Consider the following 23,610-nt stretch of genomic DNA (forward strand, 5'->3'; position numbering starts at 1 on the left):
GTCGGACCTAGTGCTTGAACTTCGCGGCGGCGTCGGGATCGATGTCCACGTACTCCCACCAGTTCTGCCAGAACTGCGGACGGCGGTAACCGATCAGCTGCGGCTGGGCGATGTCGGTGATGAAGCGGTGGCCGCGGTACTTGTAGGGCATGTAGGCCGCCGCGTAGCGCTTGGTCTCATCGAAGATCTTCAGGCGTTCCGGCCCATCGGGCAGGTGGGACGCCTCGTCGTAGAGCTTGTCGACGGCCGGCAGCCTGAAGCGCGCATAGTTCTGCGCGCCGATCTGGCCGCTGTACATCCGCGCCAGCGAGTCCTGGCCGTCGGGCTTGGACGCGGACGTCGCCAGGGACCAGATCTGGTACTTGCCGGCCCGCAGCGACTTCAGGTTCTCGGGCCACTTCGCCGGCTTGAAGGCGATGCGCAGGCCGATCGCATTCAGGTTCTTCTGCACGATCTCGTCGATCTGGCGCTGGAACTGTTCGGGCGTGGTCAGGCTCTCCAGCACCAGCGGGCTGCCGTCGGGCTTGTCGCGCCAGCCGTCGCCGTCCTTGTCGACGTAGCCGTAGAGGTCGAGGAGCGCCTTCGCGCGCGCCGGGTCGAAGCTGCTCATGTCGCTCCTGAAGTCCGGGTCGTAGCCCGTCGTCCCCGGCATGTAGAGCGACTGCGCCAGCATGGCCTGACCGCGGCGCACCAATCGCAGCTCGCGCGAGACATCGATCGCCAGCCCGATCGCGCGGCGCAGCGCGATCCTGTCCGGCGTGTAACCGCCGACGACCGGGTCCTCCATGTTGAAGACCGTGAACAGCACGTCCGACGCGACCGTCCGGTACGCGTGCTTGCCCTGCTTGGCCAGGTTGGGCGCGATCGTCCCGTTGGGCATGGCCTGATTGATGAAGTCCTCGGGCGTGCGTTCGATGAAGTCGTACTCGCCGTTCAGGAAGGACAGCCAACGCGGCTGGTTCTCCTCGATGATGCCGATCTCGACGCGGTCGATCATCGGCAGGCGACGTCCCTTGAAGCGCGCCTTCAGCGCCTGGCCTTCGGCGTCGTCCGCCGCGGGGTCCACTTCCTGATCGTAGAAGCGCTCGCGGTAGACGGGGTTGCGCTCCAGCACGATCAGCGAGCTGCGGCGCCAGTTCTTCAGCACGAACGGTCCCGTGCCCACCGGATGCGCCATCGAATCGCCCGGATACGCCTCGATCACCTCGCGCGCGACGGCGCCGTACAGGTCCCCTTGCGCAAAGACCTCCATCAGGCGCGGCCGCGTCTCCTTCGACGTGAGCTGCAGCGTATAGCGGTCCAGTGCGCGCAGGCCCTCGATGGGCTTGTCGTAGTCGAAAGGCTTGCCGGACTTGCGGACCTGCTGGTGGTACTCGTTGAGACCGACCAGCTCGAGTTCCTCGACCTCGCTCCACGCCGGCGACGACACCGCCGGATCGGCGAAGCGCTTGAAGGAGTAGACGTAGTCCTCGGCGGTCAGCTCGCGCGCCTTGCCCTTGAACGCCGGATCGTCGGCGAAGCGGATGCCCGGACGCAGCCTCACCGTCCACGTCTTGAAGTCAGCCGAGGACTCCGGCGGCGCCGCGGCCGTCAGCGGTTTCATCTTCGCCGGACGCGCGAGCTGGTCGTAGGTGTAGAGCCCCTCGAACATGTGCGGCGTGATCATCCGCGAGTAGAGGTCGGTGATCTTCGCGGGATCGAAACCGGTCTCCGCGACACGGAACGCGTAGCGCAGGACCTTGGGCGTCGACGCGGAGGCCGGCGCGGAAGCCAACGCGGACGCGGACGCCGGCGCGCTCGCACCGTCCGCCGCATGTCCGGCGTTCAGGCCGGCCAGCGCCAGCGCGGACGCGAGGAGTGCCCCGCGCAGGATCGAAGGGAAACGTCGGGCGCGGAGCATCGTCATGGGGCGGCGGAGTGGCGTCAGTTCTTCTTCACATGCGCCTTGGCCAAGGCGTCGGTGTCGATGTCCACGAAGGTGTAGAAATCGCGCTGGTAGAGGTTCTTGTCGTAGCCGATCACCCAGGGCTGGGTGATGTCGGTGTAGATCCGGTGCACCTCGACCTTGTAGGGCATGTAGGCCGTCAGCAGCCGCTGCGCGTCCTGGATGACTGCGTTGCGTTCGGGGCCGTCCGCCATCGAATGCTGCTTGCGGTACAACGCGTTGAACTCGGGCAGGTCGAAGCGGGCCTTGTTCGACTGGCCCTTGCTGCCGCCGTACGCCAGGCCGAGGAAGTTCTCGCCGTCGGGGATGTCGGCGCTCCATCCCATGCCCCACATCATCAGCTTGCCCGCGTTGGCCGCCTTCAGGTTCTCGGGCCATTTGGCGATCCGGAACTTGATGCGGACCTTGAGCGCGTCCATGTCCTTCTGCCAGAGCTCGACCAGCTGGCGGTTGCGACCGTCGGGCTGCGTCGCGTACTCCAGCACCAGCGGGCTGCCGTCGGGCATGTCGCGCCAGCCGTCGCCGTCCTTGTCGACATAGCCGTACATGTCGAGCAGGGCCTTGGCGCGCGCCGGGTCGTACTGGCTCATCTCCGTCTTGAAGGCCTTGTCGTAGCCGGTCACGCCGGGCGAGACGATGCCCTGCGCCGGGATCGCCTGGCCCTTGCGGGGCAGGCGCACCTGGCGCTCGACGTCCACACCCAGCGAGATCGCGCGACGCAGCGCGACCTTCTCGGGCGTGTAGCCACCGACGACCGGGTCCTCCATGTTGAAGTAGGAGGCCGAGATGTCGGCGCGCTCGTAGCGGACCGCGCGCATGCCGTCCTTGGCCAGGTTGGGCGCGAGCTTGTTCTGCGGGATCGCCACCGGCGCGAAGTCCTCCGGCAGCTCGTCCATGAAGTCGAATTCCTTGCGCAGGAACGCGAGCCAGCGCGGCTGGCTTTCCTCGATCACGGAGATCTCCACGCGGTCCACCATCGGCAGCCTGCGGCCCTGCAGGCGCTTGACCGCTTCCACCAAGGCGGGCGGACGATCCGCGCCGACTTCCTCGTGATAGCGCACCTCGCGGAAGGTGGGGTTCTTCTCCAGCACGATGCGCGAAGAGCGGCGCCATTCGGCCAGGCGCCACGCCCCGGTGCCCACGGGGTGCTCCATGATGCGGTCGCCGTAGAACTCGACGACCTCGCGCGCCATCAGACCCACCATGGGATCGGCGAAGTGCATCAGGAAGCGCGGATCGCTGTTGGCGACGCGGATCTCGACCGTGTAGCGGTCCAGCGCGCGCACGCCGTCGACCGGCCGCGCGTAGTCGAACGGCGTCTTGTTCTTCAGCGACTCGGCGCGCACTTCGGACAGGCCTAGGATCTTCGCGCCTTCGAGGCGATACAAGTGCCCGCTCTTGTTGCGCGGGTCGTAGTGCCGCTTGACCGTGTAGACCAGGTCGTCCGCGACCAGCTCGCGCTTCTGGCCCTTGAACGCCGGATCGTCGTTGAAGTAGATGCCGGGCTTGATCTTGAAGACGAAGCGCTTGAAGTCGTCGGAGACCTCGGGCATGCCGTCGGTGATATTGGGCTCGAGGCGGTAGGGACGGCCCAGGTAGCTGTAGCGCAGCGGCGCGTCGAAGATCGCCGACGTGATGTTGCGCGAGTACAGGTCGGTGACCTGCACCGGATCGAAGCCGGTCTCCGCGACGCGGATCGCGTAGCGCAGCACCTTGGGCGCGGCGGCCGAGGGAGCCGGTGCCGAGGCGGAGGGCGCATCGCCGGCGGCCTGAGCGCTCGACGGGATCGCCGTGAACGTCGCCAGGATCGCCAGGGATGACGCGAAGGATGCCGAAAGTAAGAGCGCCTGGGATCGTGTCCCGGCCATGCCGCGTCGCATCTGGAAGCCGTCCATGAATTCGAAAGCGCGCCAGTCTAGTGGGCGATGTCCGCGCCCGCCATGCCAACAACCCCGAGACCGCGAACGCGCGGGCGACAGGGGCGCATTGCGGATGAACACACCTGCTTCCACGAGGGTGCTTCATCAGTTTTCTCCGATGGATTCAGGGCAAATGCCGGGTCGGGGCCTGCGGACGCTCACGTAGACTCGCGCGTGGTTTTCGACCCTCAGGCCCCGGCCGTCACAAGCGTCCGGGGTTTGTCTTTATCGGTCGCCGGGTCCGACATCGGGCAAGGCGGCGCTTGCTTGGAGTCCCGCGCGTATGGCGGCCTATCTCATCAGGCGCCTGTGGCAAATGATCCCCACCCTGCTGGGCGTCGTGCTGCTGGTGTTCTTCCTCTTCAAATGGTTCGGCGGCGATCCCGCCGAAGTGCTGGGCGGCCTGAACGCCAGCCAGGACCAGATCGAGGCCATCCGCGACCAGCTCGGGCTGAACAAGCCGGTGTGGGAACAGCTGCTGATCTTCCTGCAGCAGATCGTCACCTTCGACTGGGGCAAGAGCTGGGCGACCAACGAGTCCGTGGCCAACCTCTTCGCCACCCGCATGCCGGCCACCCTCACGGTGATGCTGCCCATCCTGGTGCTCGAAGTCATCCTCGCGATCCCCTTCGCGCTGGCGGTGGCCTACATGCGCGGCAGCCTCACCGACCGCGCGGTCATGATCCTCACCACCGTCGCGGTGTCGATCTCGCTGCTGGTCTACGTGATCGTGGCGCAGTACTTCTTCGCCTTCCGGCTGGGCTGGTTCCCGGTGCAGGGCTGGAGCGACTCGCTGTGGACCAACCTCACGACCTACGCGCCGCTGCCGGTGCTGGTCGCGGTGGCCGTCGCGCTCTCGCCCTACACGCGGCTGTACCGCACCTTCTTCCTCGACGAGATCGGCCATGAGTACGTCCGCACCGCGCGCGCCAAGGGCCTGACCGAGAAGACCATCCTGCTCAAGCACGTGCTGCGCAACGCGATGATCCCCATCATGACCAACATCTCCGTGGCGCTGCCCGGCGTGTTCGTCGGCTCCTTCCTGCTGGAGGTCTTCTTCTCCATCCCGGGCCTGGGTCGCGAGATCCTGCTGGCGGTCAACCGCAACGACTATCCGGTCATCCAGGCCTTCGCGATCTACATCGCGGCGCTGACCATGGTGGTCAACCTGATCACCGACCTCCTCTACAAGCTGGTTGACCCCCGGGTGGTCCTCAAATGAGCGCAGTGATGTCCAACCAAGTCGCGGCCGCGAAGCCGCAGCGCTCGCGCGGCGTCTGGTACGCCTCCTGGCGGCGCCTGAAGGCCGACAAGCTCGGCATGTTCGCGATGGTCGTCGTCGCGTTGTCGCTGCTGCTGGTGCTGGCCGCCGGCCTGGGCCTGGTGGCCCGCGACTGGCAGAAGGAGACCGGCGTGCCCAACGCGCCGCCGAGCTTCATGGGTCCCGCGCCGGCGGAGAGCGCCGGCGCCATCGTGCAGCCCAAGGGACCGAACGTCGACCTGAGCGACATCGATCCGCTCGCGCCCAAGTACGCCGAGTGGACCGAGAAGGCCAAGCAGTACAAGACCGACGAGGCGCCGCGCGCCGAGACGCTGCCCTTCGGCGGCGACCGCCTGGGCCGCGACGTGCTGGCCAAGGCCATCAAGGGCGCCGAGATCTCCATCATGGTCGGCGTGCTGGCCGCGCTGGTGGCCACGCTCATCGGCACCGTGCTGGGTGCGCTCTCGGGCTTCTACGGCGGCAAGGTCGGCGACTTCCTGGAGTGGGTCTACAACGTCTTCACGGCGATGCCCAACATCCTGCTGATCTTCGCCTTCGCCGTCGTCTTCGGCCGCGGCGTGCTGCCGGTGGTCATGATCCTGGGCCTGGCGGGCTGGACCGGCATCTACCGCCTGGTCCGCGCCGAGTTCATGAAGCACTCGGTGCGCGAATACGTCCGCAGCGCCGAAGCCATCGGCGCGAGCAAGAGCTCGCGCATGTTCAAGCACATCCTGCCCAACGTCTCGCACGTCGCGCTGGTGCAGCTCTCGCTGCACGTGGTGGGCTTCATCAAGAGCGAGGTCATCCTGTCCTACCTCGGCCTGGGCGTCAGCGTGGACCAGGTCTCCTGGGGCACGATGCTGGCCGAGGCGCAGAGCGAGCTCATCCTGGGCTACTGGTGGCAGCTGGCCGCGGTGACCGGCTTCATGGCGGTCTTCGTCACGGCCTTCGCCCTCTTCACGGATGCGTTGCGCGACGCGCTCGATCCCAAACTGCGCGGTCTGGAGTAACGCCATGCTGTTGAGCATTCAAGACCTGAAGGTCGCCTTCCGCATGGGCAAGGTCGACGGCGTCATGCAGCGCCAGCTGGCCGTCAAGGGCGTCAGCTTCGACATCCCGGAGAACGGCACGGTCGCCCTGGTGGGCGAGTCCGGCTCGGGCAAGAGCGTGACGGCCATGTCCATCCTCAACCTGCTGCCCGACAACGCCGAGCGCACCGGCGCGATCCTGTTCCAGGGCCGCGACCTGCTGAAGACCTCGCTGCGTGAGCTGCAGTCCGTGCGCGGGCGCGAGATCGCCTGCGTGTTCCAGGATCCGATGAGCTCGCTCAACCCGGTGTTCCCGGTCGCGGACCAGATCATGGAGCCGCTGATCAAGCACCTGGGCATGAGCAAGCGCCAGGCGCTGGTCCGCGCCGAGGAGCTGCTCAACGAGGTCGGCATCCCCGATCCCAAGCGCCGCCTCAAGAGCTATCCGCACGAGATGTCCGGCGGCCAGCAGCAGCGCGTGATGATCGCGGTCGCGCTGGCCTGCAGCCCCAAGCTGCTGATCGCCGACGAGCCGACCACCGCGCTGGACGTCACCATCCAGCGCCAGGTCATGGAGCTGCTCGCGCGCCTCAAGGAATCGCACAAGATGAGCATGCTGTTCATCTCGCACGACCTCGGCGTGGTGGGCGAGATCGCCGACCAGGTCGTGGTCATGCGCCACGGCGAGATCCGCGAGAAGGCGCCGGTGGCCGACATCTTCCACCGCCCGCAGGACGCCTACACCAAGGCGCTGCTGGCCTGCCGGCCCTCGCTGACCGAGAACCCCGCGCGCCTGATGGTCATCGACGACCACATCGCCGGCCGCTCGGTCTCCGACCGCACGGGCAAGGCCAAGGATCCGGCCGCGCCGGTGATCCTCGCGGTCAAGGGCCTGAAGAAGAGCTTCTTCTTCAAGTCGGGTCTCTTCAGCAAGACCGAGTTCAAGGCCGTCAAGGGCGTCGACTTCCAGCTGCGCAAGGGCCACACGCTGGGCGTGGTGGGCGAGTCTGGTTCCGGCAAGACAACGATGGGTCTCACGCTGCTGCGGCTGCACGAACCCACCGGCGGCCAGGTGCTCTTCGAGGGCCAGGACCTGCTGAAGATGAACGGCCCTGACTGGCAGAAGATGCGTCGCCGCATCCAGGTCGTCTTCCAGAATCCGTATGCGTCGCTGAACCCGCGCTTCACGATCGCGCAGACGCTGCTGGAGCCCATGGAGATCCACGGCATCGGCAAGAACCATGACGAGCGTGTCGCCACGGCCAGCGCGCTGCTGAAGAAGGTCGGTCTGGACGAATCGGCGTTGCACAAGTATCCGCACGAGTTTTCCGGCGGTCAGCGTCAGCGCATCGCGATCGCGCGTTGCCTGACCTTGCAGCCGGAGGTGCTGGTGCTGGACGAGGCTGTTTCGGCGCTGGACGTCTCGGTCCAGGCCCAGGTGCTCAACCTGTTGAAGGACCTGCAGGACGAATTCGGACTGAGCTACATCTTCATCAGCCATGACCTGGCGGTGGTGAAGTTCATCTCTGACGAGGTGCTGGTCATGCAGCACGGTGATGTCGTCGAGCAGGCGGATGCGCGCGCACTGCTCGCGGCTCCGAAGCAGGAGTACACGAAGCGTCTGCTGGGTGCAGTCCCGCGCGGGTACCAGGGACAGGAGCCCGCAGCGAGCGTGGCCTGAGCCGCCCGACTGGGGGCCCTTTTCGGAACTTAAGGAGGGAATTTGCTTGCCGGGAGGCAAGCAAAGGAGGGAGATGGAGAAAAGGGCCCCCGGTCGGGTGGCTCTTGCTCGGTCCCCCGCCCTCCCCGGGTGCACCAAAACCGAACTTTCCACAAGCGCGAAGACTAGGCCCCTCGCTCACGCGGGACGAGGTCCTGCTCCCGCCCCAAGCGATGGCTAGAATGGCCAGCAAGTTTTGTGCCGTCAGGATCTCCCATGTCGCTTCGCCGCCCTTTGCTGTTGTCGACCGCCCTCGCGCTGGCCCTGGCCGCGCCATGGGCGCAGGCCGCCAAGGATGACCATGCGAAGCCCCTGAACCTGGTCTTCGACCGGGAAGGTGCGATCGACAAGGTCAAGCAGCGTTCCGAGTTCAACGGCAACGTCATCATGACCAAGGGCTCGATGGAGCTGCGGGCTGATCGGATGGATGTGCAGGAGACCAGCGACGGCTACTACCAGGCGTACGCCAACGGTACGTCGGCCAAGCAGGTCCACTTCCGCCAGGACCGTGACAATCCGGGCGAGCGCATCGAGGGTCGGGCCGACCAGATCGAATATGACACCCGCACCGAGACCATCCGCCTGGTCGGCAATGCCGAGGCGCGGGTGATGCAGGGCGACCAGCTGAAGCAGGCCTTGTCCGGCGCCACGTTGAACTACGACAACCGCACCGAGCGCCTGGTCGTCGAGACCGGCGCCGGTTCTCCGCATCCGAGCGGCCGCGGCCGTGTCGTGCTGATGCCGCGCAACGCCGCGAGCGAACCCCCGCCGGCCAGCAGCGCCCCGCTGCCCTTGCGCCCCAGCATCAACCTGACGCCTCGCCAGTCCCCCCAGCAATGACGGAAGCCCGCACGAATCCCTCCCGGAGCCGCCTCCAGGCCTGGGGGCTGCAGAAGTCTTACGGCGTCAGGAAGGTGGTCAAGGACGTCCACCTCGACCTGCACAGCGGCGAGGTGATCGGTCTGCTCGGCCCGAACGGCGCCGGCAAGACGACCAGTTTCTACATGATCGTGGGTCTGGTGCGCGCCGATGCCGGCGAGATCCAGATCGACGGCCAGCCCGTGCAGACCATGCCCATCCACCAGCGCGCGCGCATGGGGCTGAGCTATCTGCCGCAGGAGGCTTCCATTTTCCGCAAGCTCAACGTCGAGGAGAACATCCGCGCCGTGCTGGAGCTGCAGCTGGACGACAAGGGCAAGTCCTGGCCCTCGTCGCGCATCGACGCGGAGCTGGACAAGCTGCTCAACGAACTGTCGATCGAGAAGCTGCGCGACACGCCCGCCCCGGCGCTGTCCGGCGGCGAGCGCCGCCGCGTCGAGATCGCCCGTGCGCTGGCCACGCAGCCACGCTTCATCCTGCTGGACGAGCCCTTCGCCGGCGTCGACCCGATCGCGGTGCTGGAGATCCAGCGGATCATCCGCTTCCTGAAGCAGCGCGGCATCGGCGTGCTCATCACCGACCACAACGTGCGCGAAACGCTGGGCATCTGCGACCGCGCCTACATCATCAGCGAAGGGGCGGTGCTCGCCGAAGGCACGCCCCAGCACATCGTCGAGCATCAGGACGTGCGCAGGGTCTACCTCGGCGAACACTTCAAGATGTAAGGGCCGGGAGCCGACATGAGGCCGACGCTACAGGTTCGCCTGTCCCAGCATCTTGCGCTGACGCCTCAGCTGCAGCAGTCCATCCGTCTGTTGCAGTTGTCGACGCTGGAGCTCCACCAGGAGGTGGAGCAGATGCTCGCGAGCAACCCGCTGCTGGAGACCGACGAGGAGTTCGACGCGCCGTTGCCCACGGCGACGCAGGAACGCATGACCGAGCGCGAGGAGCGCGAGGAGCGCGTCGCGCAGACGGAGTCGGACGCGCCCGCCGGGGACTCGCCGGCCGGTGAGGAGATGCGCGCCGAGGAATTCGGCACCACCGAGCGCGACGATTGGGAGAACGGCACCGAGCGCGACGACTTCGACGGCATCCGCGAGACGCCGGGCAGCGCGTCGTCGTCCTCCGGCGACGACGACGAGCGGCCGGAGACCGAAGCGCCCGATGAGTCGTTGCAGGACGTGCTGCGCGGACAGATTCCCGGCATGAACCTGAGCGCAGTCGATCGCGCGGCGCTGCTGGCGCTGATCGAGTCGCTCAACGAGGACGGGTATCTCGAGGATCCGCTGGAAGACATCGTCGCGGCGATCCTCGGCGAAGAGGCCGATCTGGAGCAGCGCGAGGAGCTGGTCGACCGGTTCAAGGTCGCGCTCAAGTGGCTGCAGTCGATGGAGCCCGCCGGCGTCGGCGCGCGCGATCTCGGCGAGTGCCTGGAGCTGCAGCTGCGGCTGCTGCCGCGCTCGCCCGAGCAGGCGCTGGCGGTGGTCGTCTGCCGTCGGCATCTGGATCTGCTCGCCAAGCGCGACTGGCGACGGCTGATGTCGCTGACCGGCGCGGACGAGGAGCTGCTGCGCGACGCGCAGTCGTTGATCGCCGGGCTGGAGCCCAAGCCCGGGCGCCGCTATGCACGCAGCGAGAACCGGCCAGTCATCCCCGATGTGATCGTGCAGAAGGCGGGGCGCAATTTCCGCGTCTCCATCAATCCGGATGTGCTGCCGAAGCTGCGGATCAACGATCTGTATGCGCAGGCGCTGCGCGCGACGCGCGGCGGCGTCAGCAACTCGCCGCTGGGCGGACAGCTGCAGGAGGCGCGCTGGTTCATCAAGAACATCCAGCAGCGCTTCGACACGATCCAGCGCGTCAGCGAAGCGATCGTCGAGCGGCAGCGCGGGTTCTTCACGCACGGCGAGCTGGCGATGAAGCCGCTCGTGCTGCGCGAGATCGCCGATGAGCTGGGGTTGCATGAGTCGACGATCTCGCGCGTCACGACGGCCAAGTACATGGCCACGCCGTGGGGGACCTTCGAGCTGAAGTACTTCTTCGGGTCGAGCTTGTCGACGGAAGCCGGCGGGAATGCGTCGAGCACCGCGGTGCGTGCGCTGATCAAGCAGTTCATCGCCGCCGAAGACACCGCGAGTCCGCTGTCCGACAGCCAGCTCTCGACGATGCTCGGCGAGCAGGGCATCACCGTGGCGCGACGCACCGTCGCGAAGTACCGCGAGGCGCTCAAGCTCGCGCCGGCGAATCTGCGCAAGTCGCGCTGACGTCCGTCGTACTGCCACCGCCGCTGGCCCTCACCCCCGCCCTCTCCCGCAGTGCGGGAGAGGGGGCCACCCCAGTGGTCCTGCTACGAATGGCTCGGTGCATTCTCACTCCCTCTCCCGCTTGCGGGAGAGGGCGGGGGTGAGGGCCAGCGGCCGTCGATCAGCCAAGTCCCGGCGGCCGGCGGTGGGACAATCAACCACTTGATCCTCCCGGGCGCTGCGGCGCCCGATTCACGCCGCACCCACGATGTCCGATTCCGCCTATCACCTGTTCCTGCCCTGCGCCGCCGGCGTCGAAGACTGGCTGGAGGCGGAGGTGCGCGACATCCTCGGCCCGGAGGATTGCCTGCAGGGTCCGAAGGCCTTCCGCGGCGGCGTCGGCCTGTACGGCACGCTCGCGGCGGTGATGCGCCTGAACCTGCACAGCCGGCTCACGCAGCGCGTGCTGATCGAGGTCGCCCGCGAGGAGTACCGCCACGAGGACGACATCTACGCGATCGCCCGCACCGTCGACTGGACGCGCTGGATCACGCCGCAGCAGACGCTGCGCGTCGATACGACGGCGCAGCGATCGCCGCTGCACAGCCTGAACTTCGCGACGCTGCGGGTGAAGGACGCCGTCTGCGACATCCTGCGCGACGCGCACGGCGAGCGGCCGAGCGTCGACACGCGCTGGCCCGATCTGCCGCTGCAGCTGCATCTGACCGAGGACTTGGCGACGGTCTACGTCGACAGCTCGGGCGAATCGCTGTTCAAGCGCGGCTGGCGCGAGGACAAGGGCGATGCGCCGCTGAAGGAAACACTCGCGGCGGCGATGCTGGCCGCGGCAGGCTGGAAGGGTACGCCCGAGGCCGGCGGCGCGCTGCACGATCCGTGCTGCGGCTCGGGCACGATTCCGGTCGAAGCGGCCACCATCGCCTGCAACATCGCGCCGGGCATCCAGCGCCGGTTCGCTTTCGAGAAGCTCAAGCCGTTCCAGTCGCTGCTGCCGGCCTGGCGCGCGATCAAGGAAGAGGCACGCGCGGCGGAGCGTCCGTCGGCCGTGCCGATCTTCGCGAGCGACGTGTCGTTCCGGATGGTCGACTTCGCGCGACGCAATGCGGAGCGCGCCGGCGTGGCGCAGTACATCCAGTTCAACGGCGGTGACGCGCTGGAGCGTCCAGCCCCTGCGCTGCCGGACGACATGGCCGGCACGCTGATGCTGAACCCGCCTTACGGCGAGCGGATCGAGGTCCGCGGCAAGGCCGGCACGCAGCGCATGGACGGCGGTGCGCTGTCCGAAGAGCGCGATGCGGGCGACGACTTCTTCCCGCGTCTCTCCGCGCATTGGAAGCGCGCGTACACGCAGCATCCGGCGGGATGGACCGCGTGGCTGCTCTGCCCGGAAATGAAGCTGCCCAGCAAGATGCGACTCAAGGAGTCGCGCCGCATCCCGATGTGGAACGGACCGATCGAATGCCGGCTCTTCAAGTTCGACCTCGTCGCCGGCTCGGCTCGCAAGCAGAACGCAGGGGACTCTGACTCCGACGAGTAACTCCGACTAAGGTGGGCCCCCTTGGTGGGGAGACGCCTCCCCCGTCGATGCGATTTCTTTTCGAGGGAATGACCGAGATGATTCACGCTGAACTTGGACCTGAATTGGAGGCCTACGTGCAGCAGTTGATCGATAGCGGTCGGTATTCATCCCGGCAGGAAGTGTTGAAGGAAGGCGTTCGCCTGCTTCAGCAACGAGAGCGTCAAGCAGCATTTCGCGCGATGCTCGACCGAGGCATCGACGACTCGGACAACAACCGAGGTCGTCCGATGCGGGACGTCGTCGACGAACTTCTCGGGAAGCGCCCCAAGCGCAAGCAAGAGCCCTGATGTACGTTCACCTCCTCCCGGAGGCTGAAGACGATCTAGAGAGCATCTTCGAGTACATCGCGCGGCGCAATCTGCCCAGGGCGGAGAGCTTCGTCCAGGAACTGCTGACGAAGGCAGAGGCGTTGGCGCATATGCCAGATGCCTATCCGTTCCTCGGACATAGCGATCTGCGTCGCCGGCTCCATGGCAACTATCGGATCCTCTTTCGGCTGAAGCACGACCTCGGACGTATCGACGTTGTCCGAATCCTTCACTCCGCCATGGACGTCAATCTACTGGAGATCCCATGACAGACAAAGAATCCTCAAGCGAATCAATCGAAGATTTTGAGTACGCGGAAGAAAGCTACTGGCTGCGCCTGGAGCCCGCCATCGCGGAACTCGTCGCGGCAGTCTTGGCGCGTGGCAAGTACGCTTCGAGAATGGAGGTGCTTCGCAAGAGCGAAGAATTGAAGGCGTGGCGCGAAGACCAGATCAGAGCGTTCGATGAAGAACTCGCGCGACGTCTCGCGACTCCGAAGGACCAATACCTCACCATTGAGGAAGCGTTTGGGCCTCTGCTTGCGAAGATTCAAGCAGAGGAGCAAGCCTCAGACCTCGCTGAGAGCCAGCCAGCCGAGTACGGCGAGCGGCGCAGTGTCGGCCCGCAGGATCCTGGGACCGAGCTTCGCAGCGCTGAATCCGCGTGAGCGTGCGGACTGCTCTTCGGCCTCGCTGAGGCCGCCTTCGGGGCCGCTGAGGACGGTGATGCGTTGCGTATCGCTCGATGACGGCGTCAGCGCCGACAGCGGCTGCGCAGCCACCGGGCTCAGCAGCCATCGCTGCTCGTCGGCATCGGCGGGCAGCTCGGCGAGCCAGGACGCCAGCGTCTTCACCGGCGCGACCTGTAGAGGCTTCGAACGACCACACTGCTCGGCCGCCGCGATCGCGACGCCTTGCCAGTGCGCGCGCTTCTTGTCCGCGCGGTCGCCGTTGAGGCGCAGCACGGAACGCTCGCTCATCAGCGGCTGGATCGCCACCGCGCCGAGCTCGCAGGCCTTCTCGACGATGCCGTCCATCCGGTCGTTGGCCGGCATCACGACGGCCAGCGTCACCGCGCGCTTGAGCTCGCGATCCACCGCCTGACGCGCCTTCAGCGCGACGCGGACTTCGCTGCGCCCCATCGCCGTGACCGCCGCGGTCCACTCGTCCCCGCTGCCGTCGAACAAGGTGACCTCGTCCCCCGGCTGCAGCCGCAGCACCTGCACATGGCGCGCCGCCCCGGAGGGCAGCGCCAGTTCAGCTTCGAGCCCCGCCGCTTCCAGCGGCTGCTCGACAAACAACCTCGCCGCCAACGTTCACCCCTTGTGCTTGCCCACCCAGGCGGCGAACGCCGCCAGCACCTTGCGCAGGAAGGCTTCCGTCTCCGGCTTCGCGAAGCTGCCGTCGTCCTTGAACATGTCGGCTGCGCCGCCGAGGTAGACCTCCGGCGACGGCAGCAGCGGCGTGTTCAGGCAGGCCAGCACCTGGCGCAGGTGGTGGTGCGCGCCGAAGCCGCCCAGCGCGCCCGGCGACAGCGTGATCACCGCCGCCGGCTTGCCGTCGAAGGCGCTCTGGCCGTACGGCCGCGATCCCACGTCCAGCGCGTTCTTCAGCGCGCCGGGGATCGAGCGGTTGTATTCGGGGCTCACGAACAGCACCGCGTCGGCGGACTTCACCGCCTTGCGGAAGTCGACCCACGCCGCCGGCGGATCGGCCGCGTCGTCTTCGTTGTAGAAAGGCAGCGCGCCGATCTCGACGATCTCGAGCTTCAGCTCAGCCGGGGCGATGTGGGCCAGCGCGAGGGCCAGCTTGCGGTTGAACGACGCCTTGCGCAGGCTGCCGACCAGCACCGCGACGCGGTAGGACGTGGACATGGAGGGGCTCCCAACAATGGAAGGACCGCCTCCAGGAAGTCAGGCGGTCCGGTTCAGTTGAACCCCAGTGTCGCACGCAGCTCGTGCGCCGCGGCGTCGCCCTTGGCGGCGCGCACGCGGTCGATGATGTCCAGCGCCAGCGTCTGCAGCTGGTTCATGTCGGCGCACTGCTCGACCTCCAGCGCGATCTTGTAACCCTTCAGCAGCCCCTGCTGCTTGGCGAAGGTGCTGAGCGCGGTGTACAGCTCCTGGAACGGCAGCGACGAGGTCGGCGCGCCCGCGAGCCGCGATGCCGCGGACCTCGAGGACGACGCCCCGCTCATGCGCGACGACGGCGATCCCGATCCCATCGGCGTGGCGATCGACGACGGGCCCATGGGCCGCGACAGCGGCGCCCCGGCGGTCACCTTCACGAGTTGATGCTGCACCAGCAGTTCGAGATCCGTGGGCGCGGCGCCCTGCACCACCCCCACCCAGTCGCCGCCGGACTTGCTGGCGTCGATCACCAGCAGCAGGTTGCGCGCGACACGCGCCTGCACCAGCGCGCGCGACTTGATCTCCGCCCTCCCGGCCTCTGTCTTTTCGTAGCGTTCTTCGAGCACGGCCTTGCCTCCTCCTCAGGAGGGCGAACTTTAGGCCGTCAAGGGCGGGTTTCGCCCAAGTGCAATCCCTAAAACTGCTACCGACTGCTACTTCTTGTCGCGCAATTCACGACGCAGCACCTTGCCAACCGGCGTTTTTGGCAGTTCGGTCCGGAACTCGATGATGCGCGGACGCTTGTAGCCGGTCAGGTTGGCTTCGCAGAAGGCCTTCACGTCGGCTTCGGTCAGCGCCGGATTGCGGCGCACGATCACGACCTTCACCGCCTCGCCGGCCTTCTCGTCGGGCACGCCGACCGCGGCGCACTCGGCCACGCCCGGCATCTGCGTCAGCACGTCCTCGATCTCGTTCGGATAGACGTTGAAGCCGCTGACCAGGATCATGTCCTTCTTGCGGTCGACGATGCGGAAGAAGCCGCGCTCGTCCACCGTGCCGATGTCGCCGGTGCGGAAGTAACCATCGGCCGTCATCACCTTGGCGGTCTCGTCCGGCCGTTGCCAGTAGCCCGCCATCACCTGCGGACCGCGGATCGCGATCTCCCCGCTCGACCCGGACGGGACTTCGTTGCCGTCGTCGTCCAGCAGCGTCACCTCGGTGCCGGACAGCGGCAGGCCGATCGAGCCGGTGTACGCGGTGCTGTCCGTCGGGTTGCAGCACGCGACCGGCGACGTCTCCGACAGGCCGTAGCCTTCGACGATCGGGCAGCCGGTCTTCTCCAGCCACAGCTTGGCCGTCGCCTGCTGCACCGCCATGCCGCCGCCCACCGAGATCACCAGGCCGCTCCAGTCCACCGTGTTGAACTGCGGATGGTTGGCCATCGCCATGAACAGCGTGTTGACCGCCGGCAGGCTGTGGATCTTGTGGTGGCTGAGTTCCTTGAACACCGCCGGCAGATCGCGCGGATTGGGGATCAGCACGTTGCAGCCGCCGACGCGCATCGACAGCATCAGGTTGGTCGTGAATCCGAAGATGTGATACAGCGGCAGCGCGCAGACGCTCACCAGCTGTTCATCGGCGGGCTTCTTCTTCAGCGCGGGCTGGTACCAGGCCTCGCACTGCAGCGTGTTGGCCACCAGGTTGCGATGCAGCAGCACCGCGCCCTTGGAGACGCCGGTCGTGCCGCCGGTGTATTGCAGCACCGCGATGTCGTTGGGGCCGACCGTCGGACGCTTGTAGCTCTGGCCGCGGCCCTTGGAGACCGCGTCGTTGAAGCGCACCGCCGACGGCAGATCGAAGGCGGGCACCAGCTTCTTGATCTTGCGCACCACGTAGTTGACGACCATGCCCTTGGCGAAGCCCAGCATGTCGCCCATCGCGGCCAGCACGATGTGCTTGGTCGGCACGTTCGCGAGCACCTGCTGCAGCGTGGCGGCGAAGTTCTCGACGATGACGATCGCCTTCGCGCCGGCGTCCTTGAGCTGGTGCTCCAGCTCGCGCGGCGTGTACAGCGGGTTGACGTTCACCACGACATAGCCGGCACGCAGCACGGCCGCGACGGCGACCGGGTACTGCGGCATGTTGGGCATCATGATCGCGACGCGATCGCCCTTCTCCAGGCCCAGGCCCTGCAGGTACGCGGCCAGCGCGCGCGAGGCCTCGTCGATCTGCGCGAAGCTGATCGACTTGCCCAGCATCTTGTACGCCGGGCGCTCCGGGAACTGCTTGAACGCCGCTTCCATCAGCTCGACGAGCGAGGGATAGACGTCCGCATCGATCTCGGCAGGCACCCCCGCCGGATAGTGCTTCAGCCAGTTCTTCTCCATTGTTCTGTCTCCAAGGTACGGCGCGGATTCTCGCCGATCGCCATAGTCGCCCCATCAGGGGATTCGATAGACCGCACAAAGTGGAGAGATGACTCCAGAACGTGTCCGGAGCGGCTCAATTGCCGACGCGCAGCGGCAGACGCAGGAGCAGTTCGGTGCCGCCCTCGATGGGCGCCTCCTCCGGCGCGCGCCAGTCGATGTCGGCGCAGATCCGCTCGGCCCGGCGGCGCATGCCGCGCAAGCCGTTGCCCTGGCGCAGGTCGGCCGCCATCCCGCGGCCGTTGTCGACGATGGACAGCAAGACCTGTCCCCGCGCCTCGTCCACGCGCGTCGAGAAGCGGACCCGCGTCGCGCCCGCGTGGTGGATGACGTTGCTGAGCGCCTCCTGCACGATGCGGATCAGCTCTCGACCGCCGGTGCCGCGCAGCGTCGGCAGCAGCGGCACGTCGGTCAGCTGCCAGTCGAGTTCGAGTCCGGCGTCCTGCAGCCGCGGCGCCATCCGGTGCCGCAGGTTGGCCAGCAGCAGCGTGAGATCGCCGTCCGTGACGGCGAGCGCGTCGACCGTCAGCCGCATCTCGCGGATGCATTCGTCGAGCTGGCCGACCAGCGATTGCGGCGACACGCCGCGTTCCGCGCACAGCCGCGCGGTCACCAGCTGCGAGCCCAGGCCGTCGTGCATCTCCTGCAGCAGGCGCTCGCGTTCCTGCGCGGCGGTGCGCTGGCGCTCGCTGTCCTGAAGGTCTTCCCACCGGTCCTGCAGCTCGCGGGTGCGCGCGTCGAGCGCCTGTTCGAGCCGGATGCGCGCCATCGCCTCGTCGCGCAGCGAACCGACGAAGCGCCGCTGCAGGGCTACGCCCGCGATGGCGATCAGCACGGCGTGACCGACGACGTTGATGTCGACCACGCTCATCTGCCGCGTCAGGACCAGTGCGAACCAGCTCACGTAGAGCCAGACCCAGGCCGACAAGGCCACCGCGCAGGCCGCGACGAGATGGGTACGCCGCTGCGTCGCCAGCGCGGCACGGGCCGCCAGCAGCGCGGCGGCGCCCAGCACCACGGCGCGGCTGCCGAGCGCCCACCACGGCCAGGGATGGTGGAAGTCGGTCCAGCTCCAGCCGAGGAAGGCGGCGGCGCCATCGATCACGGTGCCGAGCACCAGATAGGCGACGGCCATCTTTTCCGGCCAGCGCGCGCCGATGCCGGAGAGCCGCGCCACCAGGAACAGCAGGCCCGCCTTCGACAGCACGTCGGCCAGATCGAGCGCGACGCGCCACCAGGGCGCCGGAAAGAGCGCGCCGTTGAGCAGGTAGGGCGACAGCAGCAGCGCTGTGCACAGACAGAACAATCCGGTGACGCCGTACAGCCATTCCTGGCGCAGGGCGAGCCAGACCATCAGCATGAAGGCACCGATCACGATGCCGGCGAGCGCCGTCGTCACGCGGATCACCTGCCAGAAGCGACGTCCTTCCTGCAACGCGCGGATCTGCGCGGACGGACCCAGCAGCGGTGCGGACAGGCCGGCGCCTTCGAACCCCGGACGCGCCAGACGCAGGCTGAGCCGATGTTCGCCGGCCGGCAGCATGGCCGGCGGGATGCTCACCTGCAGGCGCCGTCCCGCGAGCAGCAGGCCGCGCTGCGCGAGGTCGTCCTCATCCTCGGCGGCATAGCCGCTGCCGGGACTGGAGGTGGCGATCAACTGGCCGTCCAGATAGACCGTCGCGGCGGGCCGGTGCTGGATCACCAGCCAGTACGGCGCCTCGGCGGCCCGGTCCAGCCGGAAGTCGAGCGCGAACCAGAGCGGGCCCGGGGCATCCGTGTCGTGGATCTGGACCGGCAGCGCGACGACATGCCCCGGCGCGAGGGGCACAGCGGGCGTGGTCGGGATCGTCGAGGGCAGCGGCGTCGGGGTGGCCGTCGGATTCAAGGGCCGGGTCACGACGGCTGACGCGGCGGCTTCGGACGGGATCGACGGAGTCGGCGCAGCCGCGTCAGCCGGCGTGCGTGCATCGGGCAACGCACCGGGCACCTGTGTCGGATCGCGGGCATCGCCCTTCAGGAGCCGCGCTTCGGTCAGGCGCAGCACCTGGTCCGGCATCGCCGTCCCGTATTGCTGGGAGAACAGATGGACGACCCAGAGCGACAGCAACGGCAGCGCGACCAGCAGCACAAGCCGCCGGATCGACACCGTCGCCGCTGCCGGACGGACCTCCATCGATCGGGTGAATACCGCCAAGTCGCCCCCACGCCGTACATGAAAGGGAACGGCCGGCCCCGCAAGAGGCCGGCCGCGGCAGATGCTAGGTCATCGGGGCGCCAGACGACACCTCGGACCTAGGGGGCGGGACGATTCAGATCACACCGCCTGAATGCGGCGTGTACTGGAAGGTCAACTGGCTCGAAGCGCCCACGTTGCCCGCGGCATCGATGAGGTACACCTCGACGGTATTCGACCCCTCTCGCCCGACCACGTCCACGTCCTTGATCACCGGCCCGCTGCCGCCTTCCCAATCCCAGCCGGAGGTCCACTCGCCGCCATTGACGCGATACATGAACGAGTCGCCCGACTGGAGGCCGGTCACGGCAACGCCGGGATCGGACGTGATCTTGTCGGTCGAGCTGGCGCCGTCATCATGCTTGAGCGCCAGACCCGGCGGCGGCGGCGGCGTGAAATCGGTGGTCACCTGGATCGACCGCGTGGCCACATTGCCGGCCAGATCAGTCTGACGCAAGTCGACCTGATGTCGTCCATCGACCCCGAACAGGGTCAAGGGCAACTGCCCATCGGCGGGCATGGTCTCCCAGTGGCCGCCGTTGATACGGTAGTCGAGGCTGTCCGTGCCGACACTGGCTTGGCCCTTGAATGTGTCGTGGCCGTTCAGCATCGTCGCATCGGACGTCCTGTCCGGATTCGACGATGACCAGTTCGGATTGCGAGCCTCGCGATCCAGCGTGAAGCTCAGCGTGGTCACGTCACTGGCATTGCCGGCAACATCGGTCTGCTTGAACTGGAGACTCAAGGCACCGTAGTTCCATGCCTGCTCGAGTCCGTCGAGCGAAGCCGCATCCGCCGGGATCTCGTTCCACGAGGACCCGCCATCCAGGCTGACGAACAGGTGGGCGCCTCCCTCGATTCCATCGACGCGGAAGCCGCCCGACGACGTGATCCTGTCCGTGCTGCTGACCCCGGTGTCATTGAGCAGCACCACCGTGGGCGCCGCGGGCGCGGAGATGTCGATGTCGACCGTCAGCGTGCTCACGGCCCCCACGTTCCCGGCCACATCGGTCTGGCGCACGTCCAGGTGCGCGGGCCCGTCGTGGTGGAAGATCGACGTCGGGATCTTCCCGTCCAGCGCTGTCTGCCAGGGTGCGGTCGCGTCGAGGCGATAGTCGACGCGAGCCCCAGGCTCGACGCCCAGCGGCACGATCGTGTCCGTGAGGCCCAGCGCCGGCTTCTCGCCCGACATGGCCCAGTGCAAGGCGTCCGGCGCCTGCCGGTCCAGCGTGAAGCTCAGGTCGGCCACAGCGCCTTCATGGCCGGCCGCGTCGATCTGCTTGACCTGCAGATGCTTGTCCCCGTCGGCGCCGAACATCGATTCCGGCAGCTGCGCATCGCCGCTGCGAGGGATCCAGGTCTTGCCGCCGTCGAGGCTGACAGCGAGCGTGGCGCCCGGATCCAGCCCCGCGACGTTCACCGAACCCGACGAGGTGATCAGGTCGCGATCGCTGCTGCCTGTGTCCTTCGCCAGCGACAGGAGAGGGGCCGCCGGCACGCGCACGGACGGCGTCGGATCCGGATCTGCCGGCGGCGTGGGATCCGGCTTGCCGGGATCAGGCTTTCCTGGGTCGGGTGGTTGCGGTTGATCGGGTTTCGGTTGATCTGGACCGGGCTGATCCGGTTTCGGCTGGTCAGGCGTGGGCTGATCCGGTTTGGGTTGATCAGGTGTCGGCTGGTCCGGCGTGGGTGGATCAGGTGTCAGCGGGTCGGGCTTGGGCTGTTCGGGCGTCGGATGGTCGGGCGTCGATGGAGACGGACCGGTCGGCTTCGATGCGTCGGGATCCGGTTTCTGATCCGGCACGGACAGGTCCGGCTTCGGATGATCAGGGTTCTTCGGATCCACGACGACAGCGGCCGGCGGCGGATTGCCCGACGAGGACTTGCCCACCAGGCCGGACGCGCCGCCGATGCCGAGCAGGCCGATACCCGCCGCCAGCAAGGCGGCGTAGCGGTCGTCGTGCGGATGCTCAGCGAGGGGCGAAGCCTCCGGCGAAGTGTCGGCGGACGCGACTGCTGCGGCACCATCCGCGCCCGTCGTCGCGCCGCCTTCGAGTCCGCCAGCGACAGCCTCTCGCGTCGGGGTATCGGGCGCCTGCGTCGAGCCTGCATCGCCGCCCGCCGCGGCATCGTCGACAGGGGCCTGGTCGTCGTGAAGCGCACGACGCCGACGCAGAGGGGGCGGGGGGCTTGTCGAGGTCAGGGGCGCACGCGCGCCTGGTAGCAGTTCTGTAGTGGCGGGCATCGTGGACATGGGAGGAGTAAGGATCCCGCAGTCTGTTCATGTCAGCCGCCGCCCGCATCGGCCTCAACTTGCCATCTTTGGCAACGCCTCCCACCCAACTCGGTAGGCCATCTACCGATAGTGCTGGAAGATGACCGTGGATGCGCGAATGTCGCCCCGCTCGATGGGCTACTCGACCGCTTTCAGCATGTCCTCGACCACCTTCTTCGCGTCACCGAAGACCATCATGGTCTTGTCCATGTAGAAGAGCTCGTTGTCCAGGCCCGCGTAGCCGGCGGCCATCGACCGCTTGTTGACGATGATGGTCCGCGCCTTGTACGCCTCGAGGATGGGCATGCCGAAGATCGGACTGCCCTTCTGCAGCGCAGCCGGGTTCACCACGTCGTTGGCGCCGAGGACGATGACGACGTCGGTCTGGCCGAACTCCGCGTTGATGTCCTCCATCTCGTGCACCTGGTCGTAGGGCACCTCGGCCTCCGCGAGCAGCACGTTCATGTGGCCGGGCATGCGGCCCGCGACCGGATGGATCGCGTAGCGGACCGTCACGCCCTTGTCGATCAGCTTCTGCGCGAGTTCCTTCACCGCGTGCTGCGCGCGCGCCACCGCCAGGCCGTAGCCGGGGACGATGATCACGCTCTCGGCATTGCCGAGGATGAAGGCGGCGTCGTCGGCGCTGCCGCTCTTCACGTTGCGCTGCTGCGTCGTGGCGGCCGCGGCGCCGGCCTCCGCACCGAAGCCGCCCAGGATCACGTTGAAGAACGAGCGGTTCATCGCCTTGCACATGATGTAGCTCAGGATCGCGCCCGAGCTGCCCACCAGCGATCCCGCGATGATCAGCATGCTGTTGTTGAGCGAGAAGCCGATGCCTGCCGCCGCCCAGCCGGAATAGCTGTTCAGCATGGACACGACCACCGGCATGTCGGCGCCGCCGATCGGGATGATCAGCAGCACGCCGAGCGCGAAGCCCAGCAGCGCGACGAGGACGAAGTCCATCGTGCTCTGCGAATGCCAGAAGCCGAAGATGAAGAACGCCGCGGCCAGGCCGAGGATCGCGTTCAGCCAGTGCTGGCCGGGGAAGGTGACGGGCGCGCCCTGGAACAGCCGGAACTTGTACTTGCCGCTGAGCTTGCCGAAGGCGATCACGGAGCCGGAGAAGGTCACCGCGCCGATGAAGCAGCCGAGCGCGAGCTCGACGCGGTTGCCGCCGGGAATCGGTTCGCCGCGCGGCGCGATGGCGAAGGCATGCGGTTCCACGACCGCGGCGCCGGCGATGCACACGGCGGCCAGGCCGATCATGCTGTGCATGAAGGCGACCAGCTCCGGCATCTTGGTCATCTCGACGCGTTGCGCCATGACCGCGCCGATGCCGCCGCCGATCACCAGCCCGCCGAGCACGTAGCCCAGGCCGAGCGTCTGTCCGCCCGCGAGCTTGACGATCAGCGCGCCGGTCGTGAGCACGGCGATGGTCATGCCGACCATGCCGAAGACGTTGCCGCGGATGGAGGTCGTCGGATGCGACAGGCCCTTCAGCGCCTGGATGAAGCAGACGCTCGCGATCAGATACAGGAGGGTGACCAGGTTCATCGACATGGGATCAGCCCTTCTTCGCGTGGTTGCCGGCCCCGTCGCCCTTGCCGTCCGCAGGCGCCTTGCGTTCCTTCTTCTTGAACATCTCCAGCATCCGTCGCGTGACGAGGAAGCCGCCGAAAACGTTGACCGCCGCGAGCGCGACGGCGAAAGTGCCCAGCCCCTTGCCGAGCGTGGTCTCGGTGAGCGCCGCGGCGAGCATCGCGCCGACGATGACGATGGCCGAGATCGCGTTGGTGACGGCCATCAACGGCGTGTGCAGCGCGGGCGTGACGGTCCAGACGACGTGGTAGCCGACGTAGATGGCCAGCACGAAGATCGTCAGGTTGATCAGGGTCGGGGAGACGGCGTCCATGCGGAGAGCTCCTTC

20 protein-coding genes are annotated in these 23,610 nt (G+C 67.4%); 10 read left to right on the forward strand and 10 right to left on the reverse strand.

Annotation, left to right across the window (positions count from 1 at the left end):
- Window positions 1–7: 7 nt before the first annotated feature.
- Both ACQZ13_RS28040 and ACQZ13_RS28045 read right to left on the reverse strand, forming a co-directional pair.
- A complete protein-coding gene (locus ACQZ13_RS28040; protein WP_431049103.1) occupies window positions 8–1,906 on the reverse strand; it encodes an ABC transporter substrate-binding protein in 1,899 nt (632 codons plus the stop codon).
- A 17-nt stretch (window positions 1,907–1,923) separates the two neighbouring features.
- Window positions 1,924–3,840, reverse strand: a complete 1,917-nt coding sequence (locus tag ACQZ13_RS28045) for an ABC transporter substrate-binding protein (RefSeq protein ID WP_431049104.1) — start codon at window positions 3,838–3,840, stop codon at window positions 1,924–1,926.
- Between the two features lie 307 nt (window positions 3,841–4,147).
- Between ACQZ13_RS28045 and ACQZ13_RS28050 the strand changes: the two genes are divergently transcribed.
- The 10 genes from ACQZ13_RS28050 to ACQZ13_RS28095 all read left to right on the forward strand — a co-directional run bounded on the left by ACQZ13_RS28050 (window position 4,148) and on the right by ACQZ13_RS28095 (window position 13,567).
- Window positions 4,148–5,086 carry an ABC transporter permease gene (locus ACQZ13_RS28050; RefSeq protein ID WP_088408590.1) on the forward strand — a complete coding sequence of 313 codons (939 nt, stop codon included), beginning with the start codon at window positions 4,148–4,150 and terminating at the stop codon, window positions 5,084–5,086.
- A gap of 8 nt (window positions 5,087–5,094) precedes the next feature.
- Window positions 5,095–6,135 carry an ABC transporter permease gene (locus tag ACQZ13_RS28055; protein ID WP_431049105.1) on the forward strand — a complete coding sequence of 347 codons (1,041 nt, stop codon included), beginning with the start codon at window positions 5,095–5,097 and terminating at the stop codon, window positions 6,133–6,135.
- A gap of 4 nt (window positions 6,136–6,139) precedes the next feature.
- Window positions 6,140–7,834, forward strand: coding sequence for an ABC transporter ATP-binding protein (locus ACQZ13_RS28060; protein ID WP_431049106.1), 1,695 nt, complete (start codon window positions 6,140–6,142; stop codon window positions 7,832–7,834).
- A gap of 255 nt (window positions 7,835–8,089) precedes the next feature.
- A complete protein-coding gene (gene lptA, locus ACQZ13_RS28065) occupies window positions 8,090–8,713 on the forward strand; it encodes a lipopolysaccharide transport periplasmic protein LptA (RefSeq protein ID WP_088408593.1) in 624 nt (207 codons plus the stop codon).
- Window positions 8,710–9,477 (forward strand): LPS export ABC transporter ATP-binding protein, encoded by a 768-nt coding sequence (gene lptB / locus ACQZ13_RS28070; RefSeq protein ID WP_088408594.1) that lies wholly within the window; start codon window positions 8,710–8,712, stop codon window positions 9,475–9,477. Before lptA ends, lptB begins: the two co-directional genes overlap by 4 nt.
- Window positions 9,478–9,492: 15 nt before the next feature.
- Entirely contained in the window at window positions 9,493–11,016 is a 1,524-nt protein-coding gene (locus ACQZ13_RS28075; RefSeq protein WP_431049107.1) for an RNA polymerase factor sigma-54, read from the forward strand.
- A gap of 247 nt (window positions 11,017–11,263) precedes the next feature.
- A complete protein-coding gene (locus ACQZ13_RS28080) occupies window positions 11,264–12,550 on the forward strand; it encodes a THUMP domain-containing class I SAM-dependent RNA methyltransferase (protein WP_431049108.1) in 1,287 nt (428 codons plus the stop codon).
- A 47-nt stretch (window positions 12,551–12,597) separates the two neighbouring features.
- A complete protein-coding gene (locus ACQZ13_RS28085; protein ID WP_431049109.1) occupies window positions 12,598–12,879 on the forward strand; it encodes a type II toxin-antitoxin system ParD family antitoxin in 282 nt (93 codons plus the stop codon).
- Window positions 12,879–13,169 (forward strand): type II toxin-antitoxin system RelE/ParE family toxin, encoded by a 291-nt coding sequence (locus tag ACQZ13_RS28090; RefSeq protein WP_431049110.1) that lies wholly within the window; start codon window positions 12,879–12,881, stop codon window positions 13,167–13,169. Before ACQZ13_RS28085 ends, ACQZ13_RS28090 begins: the two co-directional genes overlap by 1 nt.
- On the forward strand, window positions 13,166–13,567 hold the full coding sequence (locus ACQZ13_RS28095; RefSeq protein WP_431049111.1) for a hypothetical protein: 402 nt from the start codon (window positions 13,166–13,168) through the stop codon (window positions 13,565–13,567). Before ACQZ13_RS28090 ends, ACQZ13_RS28095 begins: the two co-directional genes overlap by 4 nt.
- On the opposite strand, the gene ACQZ13_RS28100 is transcribed toward ACQZ13_RS28095, so the two are convergent.
- The 8 genes from ACQZ13_RS28100 to ACQZ13_RS28135 all read right to left on the reverse strand — a co-directional run bounded on the left by ACQZ13_RS28100 (window position 13,469) and on the right by ACQZ13_RS28135 (window position 23,595).
- The gene (locus tag ACQZ13_RS28100; protein ID WP_431049112.1) at window positions 13,469–14,212 is read right to left on the reverse strand and encodes a 16S rRNA (uracil(1498)-N(3))-methyltransferase; all 744 of its coding nucleotides are present in this window, start codon (window positions 14,210–14,212) and stop codon (window positions 13,469–13,471) included. The genes ACQZ13_RS28095 and ACQZ13_RS28100 overlap by 99 nt on opposite strands.
- A gap of 3 nt (window positions 14,213–14,215) precedes the next feature.
- Window positions 14,216–14,773 (reverse strand): NADPH-dependent FMN reductase, encoded by a 558-nt coding sequence (locus ACQZ13_RS28105; RefSeq protein WP_431049113.1) that lies wholly within the window; start codon window positions 14,771–14,773, stop codon window positions 14,216–14,218.
- Between the two features lie 53 nt (window positions 14,774–14,826).
- Window positions 14,827–15,375, reverse strand: a complete 549-nt coding sequence (locus tag ACQZ13_RS28110; RefSeq protein ID WP_431049114.1) for a hypothetical protein — start codon at window positions 15,373–15,375, stop codon at window positions 14,827–14,829.
- An 87-nt stretch (window positions 15,376–15,462) separates the two neighbouring features.
- Window positions 15,463–17,136, reverse strand: coding sequence for a long-chain-fatty-acid--CoA ligase (locus ACQZ13_RS28115; RefSeq protein ID WP_431049115.1), 1,674 nt, complete (start codon window positions 17,134–17,136; stop codon window positions 15,463–15,465).
- Window positions 17,137–17,251: 115 nt separating this feature from the next.
- Entirely contained in the window at window positions 17,252–19,369 is a 2,118-nt protein-coding gene (locus ACQZ13_RS28120) for an ATP-binding protein (protein WP_431049116.1), read from the reverse strand.
- Window positions 19,370–19,484: 115 nt separating this feature from the next.
- On the reverse strand, window positions 19,485–21,662 hold the full coding sequence (locus tag ACQZ13_RS28125; protein ID WP_431049117.1) for an Ig-like domain-containing protein: 2,178 nt from the start codon (window positions 21,660–21,662) through the stop codon (window positions 19,485–19,487).
- Window positions 21,663–21,821: 159 nt separating this feature from the next.
- Window positions 21,822–23,243, reverse strand: a complete 1,422-nt coding sequence (locus tag ACQZ13_RS28130) for an NAD(P)(+) transhydrogenase (Re/Si-specific) subunit beta (protein WP_431049118.1) — start codon at window positions 23,241–23,243, stop codon at window positions 21,822–21,824.
- Between the two features lie 4 nt (window positions 23,244–23,247).
- On the reverse strand, window positions 23,248–23,595 hold the full coding sequence (locus ACQZ13_RS28135) for an NAD(P) transhydrogenase subunit alpha (RefSeq protein ID WP_297531137.1): 348 nt from the start codon (window positions 23,593–23,595) through the stop codon (window positions 23,248–23,250).
- Window positions 23,596–23,610: the final 15 nt, after the last annotated feature.

This window comes from Roseateles sp. L2-2, from assembly GCF_050613215.1.
Lineage (GTDB): Bacteria > Pseudomonadota > Gammaproteobacteria > Burkholderiales > Burkholderiaceae_C > Roseateles > Roseateles noduli.